This window comes from Pseudovibrio sp. Ad46, assembly GCF_001623065.1.
Taxonomy (GTDB): domain Bacteria; phylum Pseudomonadota; class Alphaproteobacteria; order Rhizobiales; family Stappiaceae; genus Pseudovibrio.
This window is the reverse complement of sequence record NZ_LMCG01000050.1, coordinates 456,856-479,177: the sequence shown is the minus strand read 5'-3', so window position 1 is coordinate 479,177 and position 22,322 is coordinate 456,856. Positions and strand designations below refer to the sequence as shown.

21 protein-coding genes are annotated in these 22,322 nt (G+C 51.2%); 5 read left to right on the top strand and 16 right to left on the bottom strand.

The features are described 5' to 3' along the window. Positions 1-84: 84 nt before the first annotated feature. Together PsAD46_RS16675 and PsAD46_RS16670 are read right to left on the bottom strand one after the other, a co-directional pair. The gene (locus tag PsAD46_RS16675; RefSeq protein WP_063292108.1) at positions 85-1,872 is read right to left on the bottom strand and encodes a sodium:solute symporter family protein; all 1,788 of its coding nucleotides are present in this window, start codon (positions 1,870-1,872) and stop codon (positions 85-87) included. 14 nt (positions 1,873-1,886) lie between these two features. After that, positions 1,887-2,147 carry a DUF4212 domain-containing protein gene (locus tag PsAD46_RS16670; RefSeq protein ID WP_057462081.1) on the bottom strand — a complete coding sequence of 87 codons (261 nt, stop codon included), beginning with the start codon at positions 2,145-2,147 and terminating at the stop codon, positions 1,887-1,889. Between PsAD46_RS16670 and PsAD46_RS16665 the strand changes: the two genes are divergently transcribed. Continuing rightward, positions 2,146-2,376, top strand: a complete 231-nt coding sequence (locus tag PsAD46_RS16665) for a hypothetical protein (RefSeq protein WP_057462080.1) — start codon at positions 2,146-2,148, stop codon at positions 2,374-2,376. The two genes, PsAD46_RS16670 and PsAD46_RS16665, sit on opposite strands and share 2 nt — an antisense overlap. A gap of 460 nt (positions 2,377-2,836) precedes the next feature. Here the strand turns inward: PsAD46_RS16665 and PsAD46_RS16660 are convergent, their stop codons facing one another. The 6 genes from PsAD46_RS16660 to PsAD46_RS16635 all read right to left on the bottom strand — a co-directional run bounded on the left by PsAD46_RS16660 (position 2,837) and on the right by PsAD46_RS16635 (position 10,305). Then, on the bottom strand, positions 2,837-3,595 hold the full coding sequence (locus tag PsAD46_RS16660) for an ATP-binding cassette domain-containing protein (protein ID WP_063288711.1): 759 nt from the start codon (positions 3,593-3,595) through the stop codon (positions 2,837-2,839). After that, positions 3,592-4,551: an iron chelate uptake ABC transporter family permease subunit gene (locus PsAD46_RS16655; RefSeq protein ID WP_063307410.1), complete on the bottom strand. Its 960-nt coding sequence runs from the start codon at positions 4,549-4,551 to the stop codon at positions 3,592-3,594. The genes PsAD46_RS16660 and PsAD46_RS16655 overlap by 4 nt, the downstream gene beginning before the upstream one ends. After that, positions 4,526-5,479, bottom strand: coding sequence for an iron chelate uptake ABC transporter family permease subunit (locus PsAD46_RS16650; RefSeq protein ID WP_063307409.1), 954 nt, complete (start codon positions 5,477-5,479; stop codon positions 4,526-4,528). The genes PsAD46_RS16655 and PsAD46_RS16650 overlap by 26 nt, the downstream gene beginning before the upstream one ends. 59 nt (positions 5,480-5,538) lie before the next feature. Further along, positions 5,539-6,447 (bottom strand): siderophore ABC transporter substrate-binding protein, encoded by a 909-nt coding sequence (locus PsAD46_RS16645; RefSeq protein WP_063307408.1) that lies wholly within the window; start codon positions 6,445-6,447, stop codon positions 5,539-5,541. Positions 6,448-6,603: 156 nt separating this feature from the next. Continuing rightward, entirely contained in the window at positions 6,604-8,160 is a 1,557-nt protein-coding gene (locus tag PsAD46_RS16640; RefSeq protein WP_208981877.1) for an alpha/beta hydrolase-fold protein, read from the bottom strand. A 108-nt stretch (positions 8,161-8,268) separates the two neighbouring features. Then, the gene (locus PsAD46_RS16635) at positions 8,269-10,305 is read right to left on the bottom strand and encodes a TonB-dependent receptor (protein WP_063307406.1); all 2,037 of its coding nucleotides are present in this window, start codon (positions 10,303-10,305) and stop codon (positions 8,269-8,271) included. A gap of 308 nt (positions 10,306-10,613) precedes the next feature. Here PsAD46_RS16635 and PsAD46_RS16630 point away from each other — a divergent pair, with 308 nt between their 5' ends. The 3 genes from PsAD46_RS16630 (at position 10,614) to PsAD46_RS16620 (ending at position 14,325) form a co-directional block, all read left to right on the top strand. Continuing rightward, positions 10,614-11,429: an AraC family transcriptional regulator gene (locus tag PsAD46_RS16630; protein WP_208981876.1), complete on the top strand. Its 816-nt coding sequence runs from the start codon at positions 10,614-10,616 to the stop codon at positions 11,427-11,429. Between the two features lie 145 nt (positions 11,430-11,574). Continuing rightward, positions 11,575-12,069: a ferritin gene (locus PsAD46_RS16625; RefSeq protein WP_057465144.1), complete on the top strand. Its 495-nt coding sequence runs from the start codon at positions 11,575-11,577 to the stop codon at positions 12,067-12,069. A 309-nt stretch (positions 12,070-12,378) separates the two neighbouring features. Then, entirely contained in the window at positions 12,379-14,325 is a 1,947-nt protein-coding gene (locus tag PsAD46_RS16620) for a TonB-dependent receptor (RefSeq protein ID WP_063307405.1), read from the top strand. A 33-nt stretch (positions 14,326-14,358) separates the two neighbouring features. On the opposite strand, the gene PsAD46_RS16615 is transcribed toward PsAD46_RS16620, so the two are convergent. The 3 genes from PsAD46_RS16615 to PsAD46_RS16605 all read right to left on the bottom strand — a co-directional run bounded on the left by PsAD46_RS16615 (position 14,359) and on the right by PsAD46_RS16605 (position 16,166). Then, positions 14,359-14,817: a MarR family transcriptional regulator gene (locus PsAD46_RS16615; protein ID WP_063307404.1), complete on the bottom strand. Its 459-nt coding sequence runs from the start codon at positions 14,815-14,817 to the stop codon at positions 14,359-14,361. Positions 14,818-14,925: 108 nt separating this feature from the next. Beyond that, positions 14,926-15,687: a hypothetical protein gene (locus PsAD46_RS16610; RefSeq protein WP_063307403.1), complete on the bottom strand. Its 762-nt coding sequence runs from the start codon at positions 15,685-15,687 to the stop codon at positions 14,926-14,928. After that, entirely contained in the window at positions 15,684-16,166 is a 483-nt protein-coding gene (locus tag PsAD46_RS16605) for an RNA polymerase sigma factor (protein ID WP_208981875.1), read from the bottom strand. Before PsAD46_RS16605 ends, PsAD46_RS16610 begins: the two co-directional genes overlap by 4 nt. 139 nt (positions 16,167-16,305) lie before the next feature. Between PsAD46_RS16605 and PsAD46_RS28615 the strand changes: the two genes are divergently transcribed. Then, positions 16,306-17,247, top strand: a complete 942-nt coding sequence (locus tag PsAD46_RS28615) for a cytochrome c family protein (protein ID WP_063292097.1) — start codon at positions 16,306-16,308, stop codon at positions 17,245-17,247. Between the two features lie 56 nt (positions 17,248-17,303). On the opposite strand, the gene PsAD46_RS16595 is transcribed toward PsAD46_RS28615, so the two are convergent. Genes PsAD46_RS16595 through bioB form a run of 5 tightly spaced genes read right to left on the bottom strand, consistent with a single transcriptional unit; the run spans position 17,304 to position 22,292 of the window. Next, positions 17,304-18,296, bottom strand: coding sequence for a beta-ketoacyl-ACP synthase III (locus PsAD46_RS16595; RefSeq protein ID WP_063307402.1), 993 nt, complete (start codon positions 18,294-18,296; stop codon positions 17,304-17,306). Next, complete coding sequence (locus PsAD46_RS16590) at positions 18,283-19,542, bottom strand: adenosylmethionine--8-amino-7-oxononanoate transaminase (protein ID WP_063307401.1); 1,260 nt, start codon at positions 19,540-19,542, stop codon at positions 18,283-18,285. Before PsAD46_RS16590 ends, PsAD46_RS16595 begins: the two co-directional genes overlap by 14 nt. After that, positions 19,542-20,180 carry a dethiobiotin synthase gene (bioD, locus tag PsAD46_RS16585; protein WP_063307400.1) on the bottom strand — a complete coding sequence of 213 codons (639 nt, stop codon included), beginning with the start codon at positions 20,178-20,180 and terminating at the stop codon, positions 19,542-19,544. Before bioD ends, PsAD46_RS16590 begins: the two co-directional genes overlap by 1 nt. After that, on the bottom strand, positions 20,177-21,316 hold the full coding sequence (locus tag PsAD46_RS16580; protein ID WP_063292096.1) for an 8-amino-7-oxononanoate synthase: 1,140 nt from the start codon (positions 21,314-21,316) through the stop codon (positions 20,177-20,179). The genes bioD and PsAD46_RS16580 overlap by 4 nt, the downstream gene beginning before the upstream one ends. Next, positions 21,300-22,292, bottom strand: coding sequence for a biotin synthase BioB (gene bioB / locus PsAD46_RS16575; RefSeq protein ID WP_057465384.1), 993 nt, complete (start codon positions 22,290-22,292; stop codon positions 21,300-21,302). The genes PsAD46_RS16580 and bioB overlap by 17 nt, the downstream gene beginning before the upstream one ends. Between the last annotated feature and the right edge of the window lie 30 nt (positions 22,293-22,322).

Genomic DNA, 22,322 nt, shown 5'->3' with positions numbered 1-22,322 from the left:
AAATAAAGTCCTGCCCAGCATAGGCCGGGCAGGACAGGATCGAAAGACAGCGGGTTACTGAGGTTCAGCAACCCGCGTCAGTTATCAATGGTCCTGAGCTGCACCGGCTCCACGAGGGATACGTACGCTTTCCACGAGGTCCTTGATCACCTGAGGTGTTTCCTTCGTCATGCCTGCAACAAAGTAAGCAACAGCGAAGTTCACAGCCGCACCAATCGCACCAAACGATGTGGACTTGATCGTACCAAGCAACGGATCAGCATCTGAGAAGCTGGCTGTGCCTGGAATGAAGAACCAGCCCTTGTGCAGGAAGATGTAAACAAGGGTCACAACCAGCCCAGACAACATACCTGCAACAGCGCCGGTATTGTTGATGCGGGTTGAGAAGATACCCATCATCAGCGCAGGGAAGATGGATGCCGCTGCAAGACCGAACGCCAGTGCCACCGTTTGTGCCGCAAAGCCCGGAGGATTGAGCCCCAGATAGGTTGCCACAATAATCGCAACCGCCATGGCCACTCGGGCAGACATCAACTCACTCTTTTCTGAGATTGATGGTCTAATTGCCCCCTTGATCAAGTCATGACTGACCGCCGAGGAGATTGCGAGCAAGAGCCCTGCAGCCGTTGAAAGAGCCGCTGCCAAGCCGCCTGCAGCAACAAGACCAATCACCCAACCTGGCAGGTTTGCAATTTCCGGGTTCGCCAGCACGAGGATGTCACGGTTGAATTTTGTCAGCTCATTTCCAACCCAGCCTTTTTCGCCGGCAAGAGTTTGCATTTTTTCACTCTTGTCGTTGTAGTACTGGATTTTGCCGTCTCCGTTCTTGTCTTCCCAAGCCAGAAGTCCTGTCTTTTCCCAGGTGTGCATCCAGTCATATTTTGGGTCGTTCTTAATCTGTGCAACTTCAACAGCACCACCATTAATGCCGCCGTTTGGCCACATCATATCTGTGATGTTGAGACGTGCCATCGCGCCAACTGCAGGAGCGGTGATGTAAAGCAATGCAATAAACACCAGCGCCCAACCTGCGGACCAGCGTGCATCAGCCACTTTAGGCACGGTGAAGAAGCGCATGATCACGTGCGGCAGACCAGCAGTACCGATCATCAGAGACAGCGTGAACAGCACCATGTTGAAGGTGTCAGCATTGTTTGAGGTATATGAATTGAAGCCAAGCTCGGTCACCACCTGATCCAGTTTGGTCAGAAGTGGTTCGCCACTTGCAACATCATTGCCGAACAGACCAAGACCTGGAATTGGGTTGCCAGTCAATTGCAGCGAGATGAAAACTGCTGGAATGGTATAAGCGGTAATCAGCACGACATACTGAGCGACCTGCGTATAGGTAACGCCTTTCATGCCGCCAAATACAGCGTAAGCAAACACAACACAGGCACCGATCAACAGGCCTGTTGTGTTGTCAACTTCCAGAAAACGACCAAAGGCAACACCAACACCCGTCATCTGACCGATCACGTAAGTGGTTGACGCAACAATCAAGCAAACCACAGCAACAATACGAGCGGTCTGACTGTAGAAGCGATCACCGATAAACTCAGAGACGGTGAACTTGCCGAACTTGCGCAGATACGGAGCAAGAAGCAGTGCCAGCAGCACGTAGCCACCAGTCCAGCCCATCAGGAAGGATGAGTTGTCATAACCGGTAAACGCAATAAGACCGGCCATGGAAATAAAGGATGCCGCAGACATCCAGTCAGCTGCAGTTGCCATGCCATTGGTAACAGGATGGACACCGCGGCCTGCAGCGTAAAATTCAGATGTGGAACCCGCACGGGCCCAGATCGCGATGCCGATGTAGAGCGCAAAGGAGCTGCCCACAAATAGCAAGTTGATAGTAAACTGATCCATGATCTGAAAAGCCCCTATTCTTCTTCAACGCCGTGTTCACGGTCGAGACGGTTCATACGCCAGGCGTAGAAAAAGATGATCGCCAGGAAGACCAGAATGGAACCCTGTTGTGCGAACCAAAACCCCAGATCAGTGCCGCCAACACGAATGCCGCTCAGCAGTGGGCGCAGCAAAATGCCAAACCCGAACGAGACCAGAGCCCATATAACGAGGCTTATTTTGATGATACGCATATTGGCAGCCCAATATGCGTTGTTGGATGAGTTATCTGACATGCTCTCCTCCCGTTTGGGCCGGATGAAATTCAACCGGACGGCATATGCCCCCAAATCTCAAACTGGATTTGCTGTTGATGACCAGTACCTCCCACTGGTCAGCTGGCTTGGAGAGTATTCGTTGATCTTGTTTGGCTTAACAAACCCCATCAAGAAAAGCCGCTCAGGTGACGTAGAATCCCATCAAAACATCACCATTTCCAGAAAGCTAAGCTTTACATTTGCGTAGAGTTTAGAGCTCGCAGACTTACACAGCTAGCCACTTGCTCCCTTAACCCGCCCCACTTCATCAAGAAAGCGTTGCGTCAGTTCCCAAAGTCGGAACTGAGCTATCACAAGATCCTCCAACGACTCCCACACAAGCCACCTTCAGCACACAGTTTGTTCCCCCTCGGTCAACTTGTACACGCCTACTTACGTAGAGAATACTTATGTATTACAACCAAAGACTTCGAAATTACTTACAGCTTGGTCACATCTGTAGGGGGCATATGTGGGTGAGATGGTAGCAACAATTTGCAGTTGGTGATAATTCCATTTTCATAGACTCATCTGCCTCGTTTTCTTAGGAAGTGAATAGCCTTATTGAGCTATTACTGACTATCAACTCAAACTTACTTGACGTGGAGGAGTTGAAGGTCCTAGATCTTTCGCATCTATAATTTGGTGTAGCTGATTAACACTTATCCTCACAAATGATGTAAGGCCACGAGTTGTCCCTGGTGCTGGGTTACTTTGATTTCCATTGAGTAGAGGGTCTGCAGGGCTTTTGTTTCCAGGACATCCTGCGGTGTTCCGTGGATGGCGAGGGTGCCGTCTTTTAGGGCGATGATTTCGTTGGCGTAGGCGCCGGCGTAGTTGATGTCGTGGAGGACGATGACAAATGAGCGTTTGCCTGTGTCTGCTATCTCACGCAGGCGCTTCATGAGGCTGCGAGCGTAGTACATATCAAGATTGTTAAGAGGTTCATCCAGGAGGAGGTACTTTGTCTCCTGACAAAATGCCATGGCGACCAATGCTCGTTGTTTTTGGCCGCCGGAGACTTCATCAATGAACCGGTCAGACATAGTTTGCAGATCAAAATAATCTAAAGCTTCATCTACCGCTCTATGATCTTTGGCTGTTGGGCGACCTTTGTGGTGCGGGTAGCGGCCAAATCCAACAAGATCCCGCAGAGACATACGACTGCTGAGTGCGTTATCTTGTCTTAAGATAGCAAGGGTCTTTGCAAGTTCTCTGGTGGGTGTTTGAGACACTGATTGGCCATCAAACGAGATGGAACCTGTCTGGAGTGGCTGCAAGCGGGCCAGGAGGGACAAGAGCGTGGACTTCCCTGCCCCGTTTGGCCCAATCAAGGCTGTGATTCCGCTTTCTTTTATAGAAAGCGAGATGTTTTGAAGAATTTTGCTCTTTCCGTAACTATGAGAAACACCATTAATTTCAATCATCTCATTTTTCCTCGAAAGAGAAGCAGCAAGAAGAGAAGGCCGCCGAAGAATTCTACGGTAACGCTCAGGGTAGACTGGCTTTTTAAAATGCGCTCAAAGACCGTCTGGCCGCTGACGAGAATGAGTGCAGCGATCAGGATAGAGGCCGGCAGCAAAATGCTGTGACGGTGGGTGTTCATGATAAAATGGGCAAGACTAGTCACCAACAAGCCAAAGAAAGCGACAGGACCGACCAGAGCTGTTGAGACGGAAACCAGAGTGGCGACGAGGACCAGAACAGCGAAGCTTGCCCTCTCATAGTTTACGCCCAAATTGATCGCATTGCTGCGTCCCAGTGCAATGACATCAAGGCTGTATCTAAGCCGCCAAATGATAAGGCAACACACTGAAACGAGCAGGATGCTGAGGCCGAGCAGGTCTTTGTCTACGCTAGAAAATTGAGCAAAACTTGCACCTTGCAAAATGGCGAAGTCGTTTGGATCGATAATCCTTTGCAGGAACCCTGTCAGACTTCGAAACAATACCCCGAAAATGATACCCACCAGAACCATACGATGAAGGTCCTGCCTGCCTTTTCCCATCACGGTTGAAAAGAGCAATATGGCTGCAAGCAACATAACACCTACTTCTGCGAGAAACTTGATTTGTCCATCAAGGGCGACGTAGGTGAACCCTCCGAGCATAAACACCAGCAGCGTTTGAACCAGCAAGTACAAAGCATCAAAACCCATGATGGAGGGCGTTAAGATGCGGTTCCCGCTGATGGTTTGGAACAGAAGTGTTGCAACAGAAATTGAGACTGACACCAGCAAAAGTGCGAGTAGTTTTGTTCCCCGGAAAACAATCAGGAAACCCCAGCTGCCTTTAGCGCCAAGAGTCATGAAAGCGATGCAAGCAAGTGCCAGCAAAACGCTCAGGATAATGAGCTTTTTAGCGTGCATGAGCTGGTCTCGCATACAACAGATAGAGGAAAACGAAAGACCCGATAACGCCGAGTACCGTACCAACGGGTATCTCATAGGGGAAATGAACTAGACGTCCGATAAGGTCGCACGCAAGCACCAGAAGCGCGCCGAGCACTGCGACCCACGGCAAGCTGGCCCGCAGGTTGTCACCCATCAATCTGCGGGCGATGTTTGGCACAACCAGCCCCACAAATGGGATCATGCCCACTGTGACAACAACCAATGACGTTGAAAGTGCCAATATAAACAGGCCGACAATCACGACTTGCTTGTAATTGAGGCCCAGATTGATGCTGGCATCTTTGCCCATGCCAATGATGGTGAACTGATCAGCTACAACATATGTGAGAATTGCCAGTACGCCGCAAAGCCACAAGAGCTCATAGCGGCCGCGTAAGATGCCGGAGAACTCTCCGCTCATCCATGTTCCCTGAAACTGCAGCATTTCTGTTTGAAAAGCGATGAAGATGGTCAAGGCTTCCACGATGCCGCTGAAGATCAAACCAACGAGCGGCACGAGCAATGGAGATGTTACGGGTAATCTGGAGATCATTGCCAGGAAGACAGCCATACCGATCATCGCTGTGATGGACGCAACAATCATCTTCACAATCAATGGGCTTCCCGGATAAAGCAGTGTCACAAGCAAAATGCCCAGTGCTGCACTTTGGGCTGTGCCAACGCTGGAAGGCTCCACAAAGCTGTTTCGGGCGAGCATTTGCATGACAGCACCTGAAACAGCAAGGGATGCGCCTGTCAAAACAACTGCCAATGTGCGCGGGATTCTACTGATAAAAAAGAGGTCAATGTTCTGAGGGCTTTGCCACCAGTCAGAGATAGAGATCTCTTTGACACCAACGAATAGGCTGAAGCAGGAAAGTGCGAACAGAGCGACGATAGCAACGCCGATGCTTTTCATGGGACACCAAGGAAATGGCTAGAGCTGAGCAGCGCGCGCCCAGCTCTTGGCGAGAACTATTACTTATTGAAGGCTTCGATCAGCTGATTGAAGGTGCGCATGGTTGCCTGATAACCACCTTGGGCAATGTAAGTTGCAGCCGGATCAAGGTAGATCACCTGCCCCTTCTTCCACGCAGTCGTGCTGGCTACCAGTTCATTATCCAGAACCTGACGGGCATTTTCAGCATCACTACCGATTGCTGTTGCGCGATCCATTACCAGAAGCCAGTCAGGATTGGCCTTCTGAATGTATTCGAAGGACACCGCTTCTCCATGAGATGCAACGGCAACCTCAGCCATTGCCGGTTCAATTTTCAGTTCATCATGGAACCAGCCGAACCGTGAGCCCGGGCCGAATACAGAGACTTTGGGGCCATTGGTGAGAACAAACAGCGCCTTGCCCTTGTCTTTAACTGAAGCTTTCACTTGTTCTAGCAACCTGTTGTAATTGCTAGTAAGTTGCGCAGCTTCCTTTTGCTTGTTAAAGATCTTTCCGTAGGCTTCCAGATGCGCGAGCAGCGTTGCTGAAACCTCTGAAGAACTTGGTGTCATATCGATGGTTGGCGCGAGTTCAGACAATGGCTTTGCCTGTTTACTGGAACGGCCTCCAACGATGATCAGTTCTGGCTCAAGCGCATTGATTGCCTCGAAATCTGGCTCAAACAGAGTTCCGATGACGTCTGCCTCAGACTGAACGCCATCAAGGTAATCGACATACATTTTGTTGACGACGCCTGCTGGTTGAACACCAAGTGCATTCAGGTTGTCGACCGCTCCGATGTCAAACACAATCAGATTTTTGGGCTCAACAACGACGCTGGCTTTGCCATTGGCGGTGTTGATTTCGACCTGATCCGAAAGGGCTGGAGAAGCTGCGAGGGCGAGGCAGGCGAAAGCGGCAACCGATCTCGTTACACGATGAAACATTTCTAACTCCGTTGGATAGATGTCTCATGGCTTGGCATCAGAGCCTGGCTGTTGAGCTTTGTCTCTATCTAAAATCAAAAAATATGGATGTCCAATAATACCTGAAGTTTACACTCAGATATTTATGCAATTGCATCTAAACGGGATCTCAACCCGTCATGAGGCATCCTTCCCGATCAAAGAAATAAGGCCATCACTGAGAATGGTTTGCCATGAGAATAAGTCGTGACCTGAAGCATAGGCTGTCAGCTTCACCTCATAATTCCTGGCAAGGAGAACATCTCTAAGATGCTGGTTAGACTGTAGTATCCCGCGATCTCCGCCACCTACACTCTTTTCAAAGAGCCCCGCGCTGAGGAAAAAACGGATATCTTGACGGGGAGTGTTTGCAATGAGGTTCGCGACGTAATTCTCGTCATTCTCCTCTGAGTACCAGTAGGATCCGGAGATGGAGAGTACATTTCCAAAGTGTTGCGGATAGCGCAGAGAGATGGTGCTGGACGCAAGGCCTCCAAAACTGGAGCCTGCCAAGATGGTTCTTTCTGGTGTCGCGGATATACCAAGCTCTGCCTCTGCAAATGGCAATAGTTCTTCCGCCACAAACGCAGCGAACTGAGCGTTGTTAGGCAGCTCCTGAGTTCGTGTTTTTGAATCTATATGAGATATAAATACGGTTGCTAATGGCGGAATTGCGCCGTCTGCGACCATGTTATCCAGAATGTCCGGAACAGAGATGCGGCCATTATAGTGTTCTGCGTCAAACATAATGAGCAGCGGAGCGGTTGCTTTTGATGCTTCATAGCCGACGGAACGGTATAGCCAGATATCGCGTTTGTTCCCAAGGGCTTTGCTCTCAAACTCGGAATGTGTGACCTGACCTTTTGCGACTGTCTGATTGCCGAGAAAATGGCCGGGTTCAGCTGCGGGCAAAAGCACCGTAGAGTGTTGATTATAAGGATCAATTGCGTCTGCTGGCCAAGGTTTTTTGTTGAGCGGGTCTGCTGCCAGAGTTGCCAGAATGGCTCTCCGGCGTTCCATCCAAGTACCTGAAATCACCGGCACATCAACAGCAAGTTGATAGGAAAGCCGCGTGGTGTTGGGAACAACAAAGGATTTGAACCAGACGTCACTGCCTGCAAGCTGCTCAAGCTCTTCATGATTGCTTGTTGGGGCACCAAGGAGGCGGACACCAGTTCTGGCGCCTCTGGCAAGAAATGTCAGGATACTCTTGTTGTTTCCGTTGTCTTCGATGAGCGGTGTGCCTTTTTGCTCAATCTCCGACCAGAAGGCATCCGTTGAGTCGCCTGATTTCAGTTGATCTGCAAGGTTGGCAATACGCGGGCTAAGGTATTCGGTTTGTTTGATATTCTGGTGTTCTGAGCCAACTTTCTTGATGATAGACAGCGTGTAGTGCCCGGTTTCAATTGCAGAGACTTTAAGATTGATTGGTGCATCCTCTACGACGAGTAAGAATGGTGAACGGCCAGCGTTTGATGAAACAAACCTGCGGATGTGAGCACCAGTCAATCGGTTGATACTGTCCAGGTTAAAACGGCCAGAATTCGCTTGCCAGCCAAGTTCTATGTAGTCTCCGGTTTCCGCCTGCAGCTCAAAGACTTCCTCCCGGCCTTGCTGAAGAAACCGTGTTTCAGTCGTACTTTCCGTTTTTGAAAGGTCGAGTGCTGACCCTGAAGACACAGTTTGAGACATCATAAAAACCACTAAGCTGACTATCGTTTTCTTAAATGAAAACATAGTGATACACCTCTACGCATTGAAGGTGAGCGTGGGCTCACCTCCTTGCTCCTTCATTATTAGAGATCAGAAACGAGTGGTGCCTGAGATGAAGTAGCGGCGACCGTCAACATTGAACTCATCCCAGTCGGTTTTCAGGATCTGATTGTCAGCAATGTTTAGAACGCCAGCGCGCAACGTGAAGTTCTCATTGACGTCATAGCGACCTGTGAAATCTGCTGTGATGTAACCATCCACTTTGCGGGCAAAGGCCATGTCACCGTTGGCGGGAACAGAGGTGTATTGCTCGCCTACGTAGTTGGCAGACAACGCGAAACTGAGTTTTTCACTGAAACTATAATCTAGTTTAACGTTAGCGGTATGCTCTGGCTGGAAGGCAAGCGGTGCATCGTTGGCGCTTGTGTTTTTTGCATCCAGATAGGTGTAGTTGGCAGAGACAGTCAGCTCATCTGTTGGACGCAAGGTCAGGTTGGCTTCTATCCCCATTGTGCGGGCTTCTTCAATGTTTTCAAACTTGAAGATCGGTTTGCCATCTGCAGTGAGGCCAACATAGTTGGAATAGGTCTGAGCAACAGCAACATCAGCTGTTCTGGCAGGTGGAAACTGGATCATGTCTTTGATCGTATTATGGAAACCGGTTAGCCCTGCACTCCATTTTGCTTCGTCATATTTGAAGCCAACCTCAAAACTGCTGCCCAGTTCCGGGTTCAAATCTTCAGCGCCTTCTAAGAAACAATCCCCTCCGCATGAGACCTGTTTCCAGTTTGGGGACAGTTGCAGCAAGGTTGGTGCTTTGAAGGATGAGGACCAGCCGCCTTTAAATGTCAGGGCTTGTGTGAGGTGATAAACACCGTAAACGCGGGGGCTGGCGTTCCAGCCGAATTTTTCGTGTTTGTCCAGACGGCCTCCGAGTGTGACCTCGAAATCCTCTGTGATTTCAAGGCGGTCCTCAATGAAGGCTGCGGCTTGCCAGAGGGAACTGTCTGCCCCGCCCTCGCCTACAAGCACATACTTGTCTTCGAGGGATTGATGTTGGTAAGTCGCGCCGACGGTGATGAAGTTCGGAACCAGAAGATCTGCGTCAAAGCTGACTTTGCCATCGCCATTGAAGTTATAGGCTGTGTTCGGCATATCGTCGCCAGCGGTGTTTCCGTGGCCGTAGGAGTTGTCGATACGGTCACCAAAGACACGCAGCTCAGTCTCACCAAACTCGTAGGAGCCGTGATGAGTTATGCCCGCTGAGTATCTGTCCAATGTTGTCTTATCGTGTGTGCGCTTGCTGTAACCTGCGTTAAAATCAACGGAATTTTCTTGGTTTACATCCCAGGTCACAGTCGTATCAAGGTGTTTGTTATCACTCTTGGCAAAGCCTGCATTGGCCCGTCCGCTTGCGCTGTCGGGGTTCAGAGTGCTTGAATCTTTGCGGCGAAAATCCCAACTGCCGTAGGTTCGCATGAAGAGTTTGTCTTTGAGGATTGGGCCTGAAAGATTGAAACCCGTCCGGCCATAGTCACCGGATTTGCGGTTTTCCTGAAGGGTATATTCGTTGGTAAGTGAGCCGTGCCACTCTTCGGTTTCCTTCTTGGTGATGATGTTGACAACACCACCGATGGCATCTGACCCGTAGAGTGAGGACATAGGACCGCGAACGATTTCAATACGTTCGACGGCTTCGAGAGGAACCCAGCCGGAATCGTAGTCGTTTCCGCGGAAGGCGTTTGGAGCGGAGGTGACGCGTTTTCCGTCTATCAGGAACAACGTGTAATTCTCGTTCAGGCCGCGGATTTGCACTTTGCTTTGATTACCAGCTCTGTTGAACGTGAGACCTTCTACACTTTCCAGAAGGGAACGAACGTCACGAGCCCCCTGATTTTCCAAGTCATCTGCGGTGATAACAGAGATACTTGCAGGCGCGTTCTTGTAGGTCACTTCAGAAGCTGAGGCTGTGACGACCACTTCATCCAGCAGTTTATTCTCCTGAGCGGACGCCGCTGAAGCGCAAGTCAGCGCGGTTGAAACCAATAAGAGGTTTAGTGCGTTCATTTGCGTTTTTTGCGTGAAACGGGCGTTCTTAAGTGCTCTATCAACGTCGCGGCTAGACATCGAAACATTCTCCAATCGTATCCGCGCGACAGCACAGCACCATGAGCGCTCGCAGTGTGTGGCGAGCACTTTGGGCACCTCTTTACCGAGATGTTCGTGAGCTGGAAAGTCGCGCTGGACTTACTTCATTTATACGAAGTTTTAAACTTGACTTCAAAACTCATAATATATTTATGAGGGGGCGTTCGTCGATTGGAAATGCATTGGCGTGTGCGCCAAAAACATATCCATTCGCGCCAGTGAAAAGTCAGGGAGCACTTTCTGTGCAGATTGAGCAGCAGATCCGAGTCAAAGTCCTGGATGAGACAATGGGCCATCATGAAAATGAAAGTTTGGTGGAGCTTTCACCTATTTTCCAGATTTTCATTTATCTGGAAGGTCAGCAGCAGTTTTACATTGATGATGTTTATTTTGATCTGGATGCCGGGGATCGCGAAGCACCCAAGCCTCAGGCTCTGCTGTTCAACCTGCGAAAACCTGCCAATTTGCGCCTGAAGCCGAGTGAGGCCGGGCACTCGCTGCGCAAGGTTGGCATTGCAGCTCAACCGGACTGGTACGGTGCAATTGGGTTTCAGGCCTCTGCTCTTTCTGCGGAAGTGCGGAGTTTTATGAATGGCCACCTGAATTACTTCATCTGGCAGCCGGATGAGCGTATGGTGGACTGTGCTGCGCGGATTTTGGCTATGACCAATGATGGAACTGATGAAATCGGTGGCCTACAACGGCAAGCCGAGGCGTTAAGCCTGATGTCTCAGAGCTGTGCGCATTTGCAAGGGGCCGTCCAGGCCGAGAAGCGGGAAGCGGACAGTCAGTTACGGATCAAAGGATTGAAGGTGCGGGAATTTCTGCTGGAGCATCTGGAGGAAGACCTTTCCATTGAGCGTATTTCTAAAGAAACGGGCCTTAGCAAACGAAGCATTCAGCGCCACTTCAAGGAAAAGTACAATCTGACAGTCTCTGATTTCATTCGTAAACAGCGTTTGGAGAAGGCGCGGCAAGCCATCAACAAAGGCGGCATTACTGTTTCTGAAGCTGCCTATATGGCGGGATATAACAGCCCGTCCAGCTTTAGCAATGCCTTTAAGCGGATCTACGGATCGGCACCAAAGACCTGGCGAACGTAGGGCCTGAGCTCGCAAAGCGGTCATTTGTGAAACTGCTAATCACTTGCAATTGCTAAGATAATTCTTCTCAAATTGACTTTGGTCAAAGCGAATAGTTTGTAGCTCTTCAAATCTGTCTCCACAAAATTACTGATTGGAGAATCCGATGAAGCTCAACACAAAAGTCGCAGAAGCTCTTAACCAGCAAATCAATGCTGAGCTGAGTGCCTCTTACGTTTACCTCGCTGTGGCTGCCTACTTTGATTCCATTGAGCTGCCAGGTTTTGCAAAGTGGTTCCGTCTTCACTCAAAAGAAGAGACTGACCATGCAATGCGCATTTATGACTTCATCGTGAAACGGGACTCCCGCGTTACTCTGGAAGGCATATCTGCTCCTACTGTTGAATTTGATTCAGCACAGGAAGCTATTGAGCTGGCCATGAAGATGGAAGTGAAGGTCACGTCGCAAATCCATGCTCTGTTTGATCTCGCCCATGATGAAAAGGAGTATGGGACGCAGAACATGCTGCACTGGTTCCTGGAAGAGCAGATTGAAGAAGAAGATCTGTTCCGCCGTGTTCTGGACCAAGTGAAAGCTGCTGGTGATGATCGTTGGCACCTGCTGACACTTGATGATCAGATGGGCCAGCGCCAAGCTTAAATCTCTTGTTATTGTAAAGCCCCCGCTATGCTTTTAGCGGGGGCTTTTTTTTATTTTGTGCCCGGTGATCTGTGAGCACCCCCCTGTCAAATTCAGCAGATACACACAGATCAGATTTTGATAAAAATTACGTAACACATTGCATTTTATGATTATTTCCTTTCATCGGTCATGTCACAAACGTTTATGTATATAGATGCACTTGCATCTATAATTACGCTCCCATATACCCTCGCGCATAAACATGAGTAATTATCTCATATTTGATTCGCCGTAGGTAATACGGCCAATATGTGGGTGGGGATCCTAATGAAGAAACTTCGGTGGCGCTTGCTTGTTTCCGTTTGTGTTTTAAGCGGTGCTTATTTTTCTACCGGGGCTGCAGCGCAGGATAGTGTGGATGCCAGCGAGGAGCTGGACCCTGTTGTTGTTTATAGTTTCAACAATGATCGCTTTGCAGTGGCTGCTGACAGAAACACCTCAATCTACGTTTCAACTCAAGCGATTGAAGCCGCTGAGATGGGTGATCTTCGTGATGTGTTTGCTGAGAATGCCTCAGTAACGGTTGGCGGCGGTATCCCTATTGCCCAGAAGATCTTCGTCAATGGTGTGGATGCTCTCAACCTGAACATGACTATTGAAGGCGCGATGCAGAACAACCGTGCGTTCCACCATGTAACAGCCAATGCCATTGATCCAGCGTTGTTGCGTGCGGTGCGTGTGGATGCGGGTGTTGCCGCTGCTGATTCCGGCCCGAACGCTCTGGGCGGTTCGATCGCCTTCCAGCTGATTGATGCATTGGACCTGCTGGAAGATGGCGAGACCATGGGCGGCAAAGCAACACTGAGCTTTGATACAAACGGCAATACATTCTCCCAAGCTCTGACTGGTTTTGCCGAGCATAACGGCTTTGATATTCTGGCCTTTGCTAAAAACGCCAAGGGGCAGGATTACACCTCTGGCGGTGACTGGGAAATCCCGGGAACCGGAGCAAACTTGCAGACCGGCCTACTCAAAGCCGGTTACACATCTGAGACCGGACATCGCTTTGAGGTTTCCGGTATGATGCTGAAGGACAAGGAAGAGCGGGCTTATCGTGCTAACTTTGGTTCATTGACCTCAAAACCAAATGATACAACGCGGCTGTATGATACCCTGCGAAAGAGCTTCTCATTCCGTTATGAGCACCTCGAGCCAACAGATCTTGTTGATCCTGAAGTGGTGCTCGGCTTCAGCGAAAACAATATCGACGTGCCTGTGCCATATGGAAGTAACGGGACTTCCAATACCTTGAACGGCAAAATTGCAAACACTTTCCGGTTAACTGAGGATATTGGCTTCACTACCGGATTTGATTTTTACAGGAAGACCGCAAACTACGATGACCCATCCTCTGATTTGGAAGAGGTTGCTCATAACTTCGGCAGTTTCGGACAGGTACGTTGGACACCATCGTCAGCGTTGAAACTGTCCGCGGGCTTACGCCTTGATCATCAGCGCTTTGAAGGTCTTGGAGATTTTGATACTTCTGTCACTGGTCTGAGTGGCAACAGCTCGGCATCCTATGAGGTCTTGGAAGGCCTCAAACTTAAAGCCGGTTATGCTACTGTTTTTGGTGGGATTGCGCTTGAGGACAATTATACCTTCAGCTCCTCATGGGATTACTCCGATATCAAGCCATCTCGTTCTCACAACGTGACTGCTGGGCTCGAGTTTGAACGTTCCGGCTTTTTGCTCTCCGGTGAAATCTTCAGAACTGACATTAGCGATGCTCGCTCGCGTGACGCAAATGTGGATGTTCTTACCGAAGGATTCAACTTGGCTGCGGGCTACAAGTGGGCCTCAGGTTCTGCAAAAATCACCTATTCCAACACGCGTGTGGAAATTGATGGTGATGCCGCCGATTCCTATGTTGCTCAGGACTTTGCTGCCCCACTGGGACAAGTCATAGCTTTCAACGTTTCTCATGAACTGGAAGACTACGGTCTGATAATCGGCGGAAATGTGCAAGGGGCATTCGATTATGACACAGGATCTGGTGACTCCAATCGAACACTGGATGGCTATGCAGTTGTCGGGTTGTTTGCGGAATACGAACCAGAGCAGGTTGATGGTTTAAAGCTCCGAATTGAAGCGAACAACATCTTTGATGAGGATTACTCAGACCGGGGAACTTATGGCGGTGACTACCAGTCAGTAAACACCCTGAAGGAACCGGGTCGATCCTTCAGCCTGACGGCAAACTACAGGTTTTAAGAGATATTGGGGTCGCTGTTTCGCGGCCCTTTTTTATTCGTAGAGCTTGGTCAGCAGTTTGAAGAGTTCAAACGCCTCTTTTTTGTTGAGGCGCGTTCCGACTTCCTGCTGGATGACTTTGAAGTAATGCGGCCAGATTTCCTCGTGGGCATGGGCCGCTTGAGGTGTCAGGAAGATCAGCTGGGCGCGTCCGTCCTCTTTATCTGGACGACGCTCAATCAGCCCCTTCTTTTCCATACGGGCGATGTGCCGTGACATGCTGAACTGCGCCATGTGCAGATGGTCTTGCAAGTCAGAGGCCTTTGCCCCCTGCTCTCCGGCACGTTCAACCTCCAGCAGAATTTCATACCAGACCGGGTTATCAATGCCATGCGTCCGCAAACTGCGCTCAAAGCGTGGGTAAAGATAGCGGTGGGCCCGCATCAGGTGAAACCAGACACGGCTTGCAAGCTTATCTTCAGCCTCCGTTTCAATCTCGTCGTATGTTTTCATCAACGCAAAGTCCCAGTCAGCAATCCGAAAGACCTAGCATACTGATCCTCCCTGCGGCGCCTGCTCTGACAGATACTGACAGAAAGATTTGTGTGAGGCTCTCCTTGCTTACAAAACGCGGGAGTGGATTTGCTCGGCGACGGTGTCGATACGGCTTTGGTTTTGGCCTCCAATAACGAGGTAACGATAGCCGTTGCCGGTCCAGTCTGCGGAGGCCATGCCTTTGAGATTGGTGGATTGCATGATGGTTCCGGCGGCATCGGTGTCTTTGAGGATGCAGAACGCAACCGGGGCGCCGTTGGGATCAGCGAAGACGATCTGGATGAGTGGTGCACCTTCATGGCCCAGAACCTGGGTTCGCAGTAGTTTCAAGCCTTCCAGATCATTGAGGTCTGAAAGGTTCAGCTGCTGGCCTACGGCGGTTGAGGCTTCAGCCAGCTCTTGTTTCAGCTCATCCTCGGACCTGTTCAGGGATGCAATTGTCTCATTGACGTAAAGCGCCTGATAGCTTGCAACCTCCTGCCGCCAGTCAGTTGCGTCATCTGTCCAGTACATGAGGCTTGTTCCGATGGCCAAGCCAATCACAAGCGTTGCTGCGCGGCTGCCCCATGTGCGGACAACAGATGGGGCGGCTGCGTGATCGTTTGCAGGGGTTGGCTGTGCGAAGATCTTGTCTTCCAGCTGTTTGAGGTGATCTGCGTCAGGGATCTCTGCAAAGCCTTGCTGGACGACGGGGAGCAGACCTTCAAGTGCCAGCAGGCGTTGTTCCAGGATCGGATCGCTCTCCAGATCTGCTTCTATTTGCTGCGCGGTTTCAGGGTCCAGAGAGCCTGCCAGATAAGACCGTAGGTGTTCGTCGGTGTACGTCATGCCAGCTCTCCCTTCTTCATCTGGTTGGCTTGTTCCTGCTTTAAAGGCGCAAGCGTTTTTCGGGCTGCAGATAAGCGGCTCATGACCGTTCCAATAGGAATACCTAAAATTGCGGCTGCTTCGCGATAGGTGAATTGCTCAACAAAGACAAGTTCCACCACAGAGCGCTGACCTTCTGGCAGTCGCATCACCTGTTTAAACACTTCAGCGGCGAAAATATTCGTTTCAGGAGATGGAGACGGATCAATCAGGCTGGATTCAATGGCGGTGTCGAGCTGGCCGGTTTTCCTCAGGTGCTGGCTGCGCATTTCATTCAGCCAGATGGACCGGCAAATGGTCATGGTCCAGGCGGCAAAGTTTGAACCTGCCTGAAACTGGCTTTCCCGCTCCAATGCCCGCAGACATGTGGCCTGCACCAAATCGTCCGCCAGATCTTTTTGCCCTGCAAGCGAAAGTGCAAAGCGCCAGAGCCGGGGCATGATGGTGATTAGGTCACTTTGAAAACGTTTCTGATATTTTTTTCCAAAATACATCGAATAAAAGCCAGCTGTCGTGTGTTCCTCAATTGATAGCAACCAAAAATCGTCAATCACATCAAATCACGAAGGCGACATACCTATGGTAAAAACCCTTTTCCGCACCTCTGCGATGCTTTTACTGTTGTCTGGTAGTGCCCTTGCACAAACCTGGTCCGTGGACAGCGACAGCTCACGCCTTTCTTACGGCACCATCAAGAAGAACTCCGTGGGGGAAGTGAACAGCTTTGAAAAACTCTCCGGCTCTGTCTCGGAAGATGGCAAGCTGCAGCTGACAATTGATCTGGGTTCTGTTGAGACCAACATCGATATCCGCAATGAGCGTATGCGCCAGATCGTGTTCCAAAGCATCGGGTCTGCTGATCTGACTGCGCAGCTGGACACTGCTGAGCTGAACCAGCTTGCAGTTGGAGCAACCACTGTTGTTGATCTGGAAGCCACCCTCAATTTGCTGGGCACCGAAATCCCGGTAGAGACAGAGGTTTTTGTAGCGCGTATCTCCGACAGCAAAGTTCTGGCGACTACCAATGACATGGTGTTTTTGGGAACTGAGGAAGCGGGTGTGAATGCAGGTGTGGATCAGCTGAAAACACTTGCCAAGCTGAACGGGATTACACGGACGGTACCGGTTACTCTTCGCCTTGTGCTGACAACAGACGGGAATCAAGCTGCAGCTGAACCAGTTGCGGTTCCAGCATCCGTTCAAGTGGCGTTTGCGGGTGATGTGAAGGCGGGCAAGAAGGTTTTTAAGAAGTGCAAAGCATGCCACAGCGTGAAGGAAGGGCAGAACAAAGTTGGTCCGAGCCTGCATGGTGTAATTGGCCGTCAGGCAGCTGCTGTTGAGGGCTTCAAATATTCCAAGGTTATGGCAAGTGCTGATGTGACGTGGGATACTGAATCTCTGACCGAGTTTCTCGCCAAGCCGAAGAAATTCTTGCCAAAAAACCGTATGGCATTTGCTGGTTTGAAGAAGCCAGCAGATATCGAGAACCTGCTGGCTTATCTGGACAGCGCATCAAAATAGCTGCGGTTTGATGCGCACGCGCCCGCTCGTCTTTCCACCACGAGTGGGCGCATTTATTACATGCCGATCAACAAAGACCCACTGACAAAACCTGCGCCAATGGCAGACAATAAGATTTTGTCGCCCGCCTTATAGCTTCGATTTTCCCGACACTTGGAGAGACTAAATGGGATAGTAGCAGCAGAGCTGTTGCCGTACTCCCCCAGTGTCATCAGTGTCTTATCTGCGTTTATTCCAAGATTGGTTCCGACAGCCTGAATGATTCGAGAGTTGGCCTGATGGGGTGCCCAGTGATCTACCTCTGACGGTTTGATGTCTGCTTGCCCCAGAATCTTCATGGCTGAGTCCGTGAGCGTGTTGACCGCTTTGGCGAAGACCGTCTGCCCGCCTTGCAGGCTCATCAGATATTCATTGGGGTCCATATCTGGTCTGTACGGATTGCGACTGCCACCACCGGGGATTTTGATGAGGTCGTAATAAGCACCATCGGATGCCAGATCAGCAGCAAGGATGCCCTGCTCTTTATGTGCCGGAGGCAGAACCACGACAGCGCCGGCAGCATCTGCAAAAAGCACGCGGCTGGCGCGTTCTTCCGGGTTGATGCGGCGGCTCAAGATATTGGCTGCGACGACGAGAACCGCAATGCCTTGCACTTTGGCATAGGCATCGGCCATGGCCAGTGCGTAAAGGAACCCTGCGCAGGCTCCTGCCATATCGATACCACCAGAGTTTGGCAGGCCAAGTTTGTGCACCAGCAGAGGCGCTGACGGCGGTAACAGATGGTCAGGCGTGCTGGTTGCCAGCAGTGTCAGGCCGATTTTAGCCGGATCGATACCAGCGTCCTCAATCGCCATTTGAGCTGCTGGCAGCGCGATATCTGTCAGAGCCTGATCAGAGGAGACATAGCGGCGCTCACGAATGCCGGTGCGGCGTTCGATCCAGCCCTCTTCCAGTCCCAGATCCTGTTCAATCTCCGCATTGAGCACGCGGCTTTCTGGTGCGTAATGTCCAAAGCCGATCAGCCCACCACGGTCCTTAGAGGAGTTCATCAGCAGCCTCAGCTATCGCATCGTAGATCTGGTCAATATCGCCCTGTGTGACGCAGTATGGCGGCATGGAATAGAGCGTGTTGCCCAGTGGGCGCAGCAGCAGGTTCTTTGACTTGAAGAACTCATAGAGGCGCGGGCCAACGTCAGACAGATATCCGTGATCCTTCACGTTGATATCCATGGCCGCGATTGTGCCCGTCTGACGGATGTTGGTGAAACGATCATCGTCTTTGAAACGCGCAAGGCCAGCAGATTGCATTTGCATGAGCTTTGCTATGCGGTCATAGACCGGCTCATTCTCCCAAATTTCCAGATTGGCGACTGCAGCGGCGCAGGCGATTGGGTTTGCTGTGTAAGAGCTGGAATGGAAGAAGGTTTTGCTTCTGTCCATGGAATAATGCTCATCATAAATTGCCGAAGAGCACATGGTGACGGCAAGCGGCAAAGAACCACCAGTCAGGCCTTTGGAATAGCATGCGATATCCGGCGTAATCTGTGCATGTTCACAGGCGAACATCTTGCCTGTACGGCCCCAGCCCGTCATCACCTCATCAGCGATGAACAGTACATTGTGCTTCTGGCAGATCTCATGGAGCGCCCGCAGTGTTTCAGCGGAATACATGAGCATGCCACCAGCACCCAGAACGAGCGGTTCTACGATAAACGCTGCTACATCGCCTTGGGCGCAGAGCTTATCCAGTTCATCTAACGTGTTCTGCTCATTGGCAGCGGTTGGGAACGGCACTTTGGCCACATCAAACAACAGCGGATTGTAAGGCTGGTTGAAGACGCAACGCTCGCCAACGGACATGGTGCCGATTGTGTCGCCGTGATAGCTGTTTTCCATAACGACAATGCGCTGGCGTTTCTCGCCCAGATGATGCCAATAGCCGAGCGCCATCTTGAGCGCCACTTCCACACTGGTGGAACCACTGTCTGAAAAGAAGACATAATCCAGTCCATCAGGCGTGCATTTGAGCAGCTGCTGCGCAAGTCGCTCTGCAGGCTCATGGGTGTGACCTGCAAAGATCACCTGATCCAGCTTTTCCGCCTGCTCCTTGATTGCGCCGATGACGTGCGGATGGCAGTGGCCGTGGGTTACGACCCACCAGGAAGCAATGGCATCAAGCAGTTTGTCGCCGTCATCCTTTGTCAGGTATGCGCCAGAACCGCCCGTAATCTTGGTCATTTCCGTCAGCACAGCGTGCTGGGTGAATGGATGCCAGATTGGTGAGTGCTTAGACATTATGCGTTCTCCCCGGTTTGCAGGCAGAAGTCTTCCAGACGGAAATTCTCTGCAAACGCTGTTCTTATTGTTTCTGGGGTGATTTGTTTCAGCAGTGGCAAGCGGCCAAGCTTTTTGACGCCTGCGTACTCTGCGATCGTGCGTTCTGAATCTGCCACTTCCTCACCGACAAATACAATGCCGAGCAGATTGCAGCCACGGGTACGCAGTGCTTCAATGGAAAGCAGGCTGTGATTGATGGTGCCAAGGCCGGTGCGGGCGCACAGCACAATCGGTGCCTGCCACTTTTTGAAGAGGTCGATGTAAAGCGTCTCACGCGTGAGCGGAACCATGACGCCACCTGCCCCTTCAACGACCAGCGGTCCATCGACCTGAGGTAATGCCAGGCTCTCCGTATCGATCAGGACATCTTCTGCTTCCGCTGAGAAATGCGGAGATGCGGGAACCTGCAAACGGTAAGTCTCTGGCAGTGTTTTACAACCTGTCAGACGTATTACTGCTTGTGTGTCGGTTTCTTCTTCCAGTCCAGATTGAACAGGCTTCCAGTAGGTGGCAGCTAAAGCTTGCGTCAGCGCTGCAGAGAAAATTGTTTTGCCAATACCGGTGTCGGTGCCTGTAACTACGATTGGTTTTGTCATGAGCGAACCAGCCCCACTTCTTCTGCAAGCACTTCAAACATGTTGGATACATCGGACTTGCTGGCATGCAAGGTCAACGCAATGCGCAGGCGGGATGTGCCCCGTGGAACGGTTGGTGGGCGAATGCCGCGGATGTCATAGCCGCGTTCCTGCAGTGCTTTTGCAATCAACATGGTGCGCTTGTCATCGCCAATGAGGAACGGAAGAATATGCGTTCCGCTGCCCTTTTGTCCGCACAGACGGTTCATCTCAGCATTTGCATGTTTTACAAGGTCAGCAAGCTGGTCCCGTCGTTCCGGTTGATCCTGTACCAGTTTTAGCGATGCACGCACGATGGCTGCGACCAGAGGTGATGGCGCGGTCGCGTAGATGAACCCGCGCGCGCGGTTGATGAGGTAGTCGATCAGAACAGCTGGCCCGCAGACAAGTGCGCCGGAGGCTCCAAGAGCTTTGCCACAAGTATGGAGCGAAATAACGTTCTCCCGGCCTTCAAACTCCGCTGCCAGGCCTTTGCCGCCCTCACCCAGCACGCCTGTTGCGTGGGCTTCATCGACCAGTAAAAACGCATCGTGCGTATCAGCGAGTTCTATCAGGTCCCTGATCGGTGCCTGATCACCATCCATGCTGTAAAGGCTTTCGCAAGCGATCCAGATCCGCCCGGTTTCGCCTTGTTGGCGCCACTGGGCAATGCGTACTTGCGCATCCTCAACCTGATTGTGCTTAAAGGCCATGGACTGGGCTGCACCCAACTTCATGCCGTCATGTGCACTGGCGTGGATGAGGCTGTCATGCAGGACAAGGTCGCCCTGCTGCGGCAGGGTTGAGAACAGCGCCATGTTGGCGTTGTATCCCCCACCAAAGAAAAGGGATCGCTCTGTGTTGAACAGGTTTGCCGCTTCCAGCTCAAGCGCTTCATGCTCAGGATCATTGCCGCGCAAGAGGCGCGAGCCGCCTGCGCCGAGACTGACACCACGGGCAAGAGCGTTTTCTGCCGCTAAACGCAATTCTGGCGCTGTTGTCAGCGCCAGATAGTCGTTAGATGAGAAATCGCAGCCATGCGCTTTGAGCAGAGAACGGGACCTACCCCGTTCTGCCAGACGCTCGAGCGCTCCTTGGTGCTTATTCAGCAGGCTCATGCTCAGCCGCACAGCTTTTCAGTCCCATAGGGCGGATACCAAGGCGTTTGAACAAAGCTGCGTCCTTGGAGTCTTCCGGGTTGTCTGTGGTGAGCAGTGTTTCGCCTTTGAAGATGGAGTTTGCTCCAGCAAAGAAACACATTGCCTGCGTCTCATCAGACATTTCTGTCCGGCCTGCTGACAGGCGAACATGAGATTTCGGCATCATGATGCGTGCAACGGCAATCAGACGAACGAAGTCAATCGGATCAACCGGTTCAGCATCCTGAAGCGGCGTGCCTTCAATTGGGATAAGCATGTTGATCGGCACGCTGTCCGGATGCTCTTCCAGTGTCGCCAGAGAAACCAGCATGTCGAGGCGGTCCATATCTTTTTCGCCCATGCCGACGATGCCGCCAGAACAGACTTTGATACCGGATTCCTTGACCAGATTCAGGGTGTCGATACGATCAGAGAACTTGCGGGTTGTAATAACCTCGCTGTAGTAGCGCTCTGAAGTGTCGATGTTGTGATTGTAATAATCCAACCCAGCATCTTTGAGGCGCAAAATTTGCTCAGGTGTCAGCATGCCAAGCGTCATGCAGCTTTCCATGCCGAGCTCTTTGACGCCTTCCACCATCATTTCAATGGCGCGCATGTCGCGATCTTTAGGAGAGCGCCAGGCTGCGCCCATGCAATACCGGGTTGCGCCGCCTTCCTTCGCCTTTTTGGCTTCTTCCAGCACCATTTGGACTTCAAGAAGCTTTGAGGCGGACAGCTCGGTGTTGTTGCGAGCGGACTGGCTGCAGTAAGCACAATCTTCCGGGCAACCGCCTGTCTTGATGCTTAAGAGCTGGCTTTGCTGGACCTCATTGGGGTCAAAATGCTCGCGATGAACGCAGTGAGCTTTAAACAGCAGGTCATTAAACGGCAGGTTGTAAAGAGACTCAGCCTCTTCACGCGTCCAGTTCGTACGGATGTCAGATGATTTTTGCACGCAGTTCAACTCGTTGATTTCCCCTAGGGC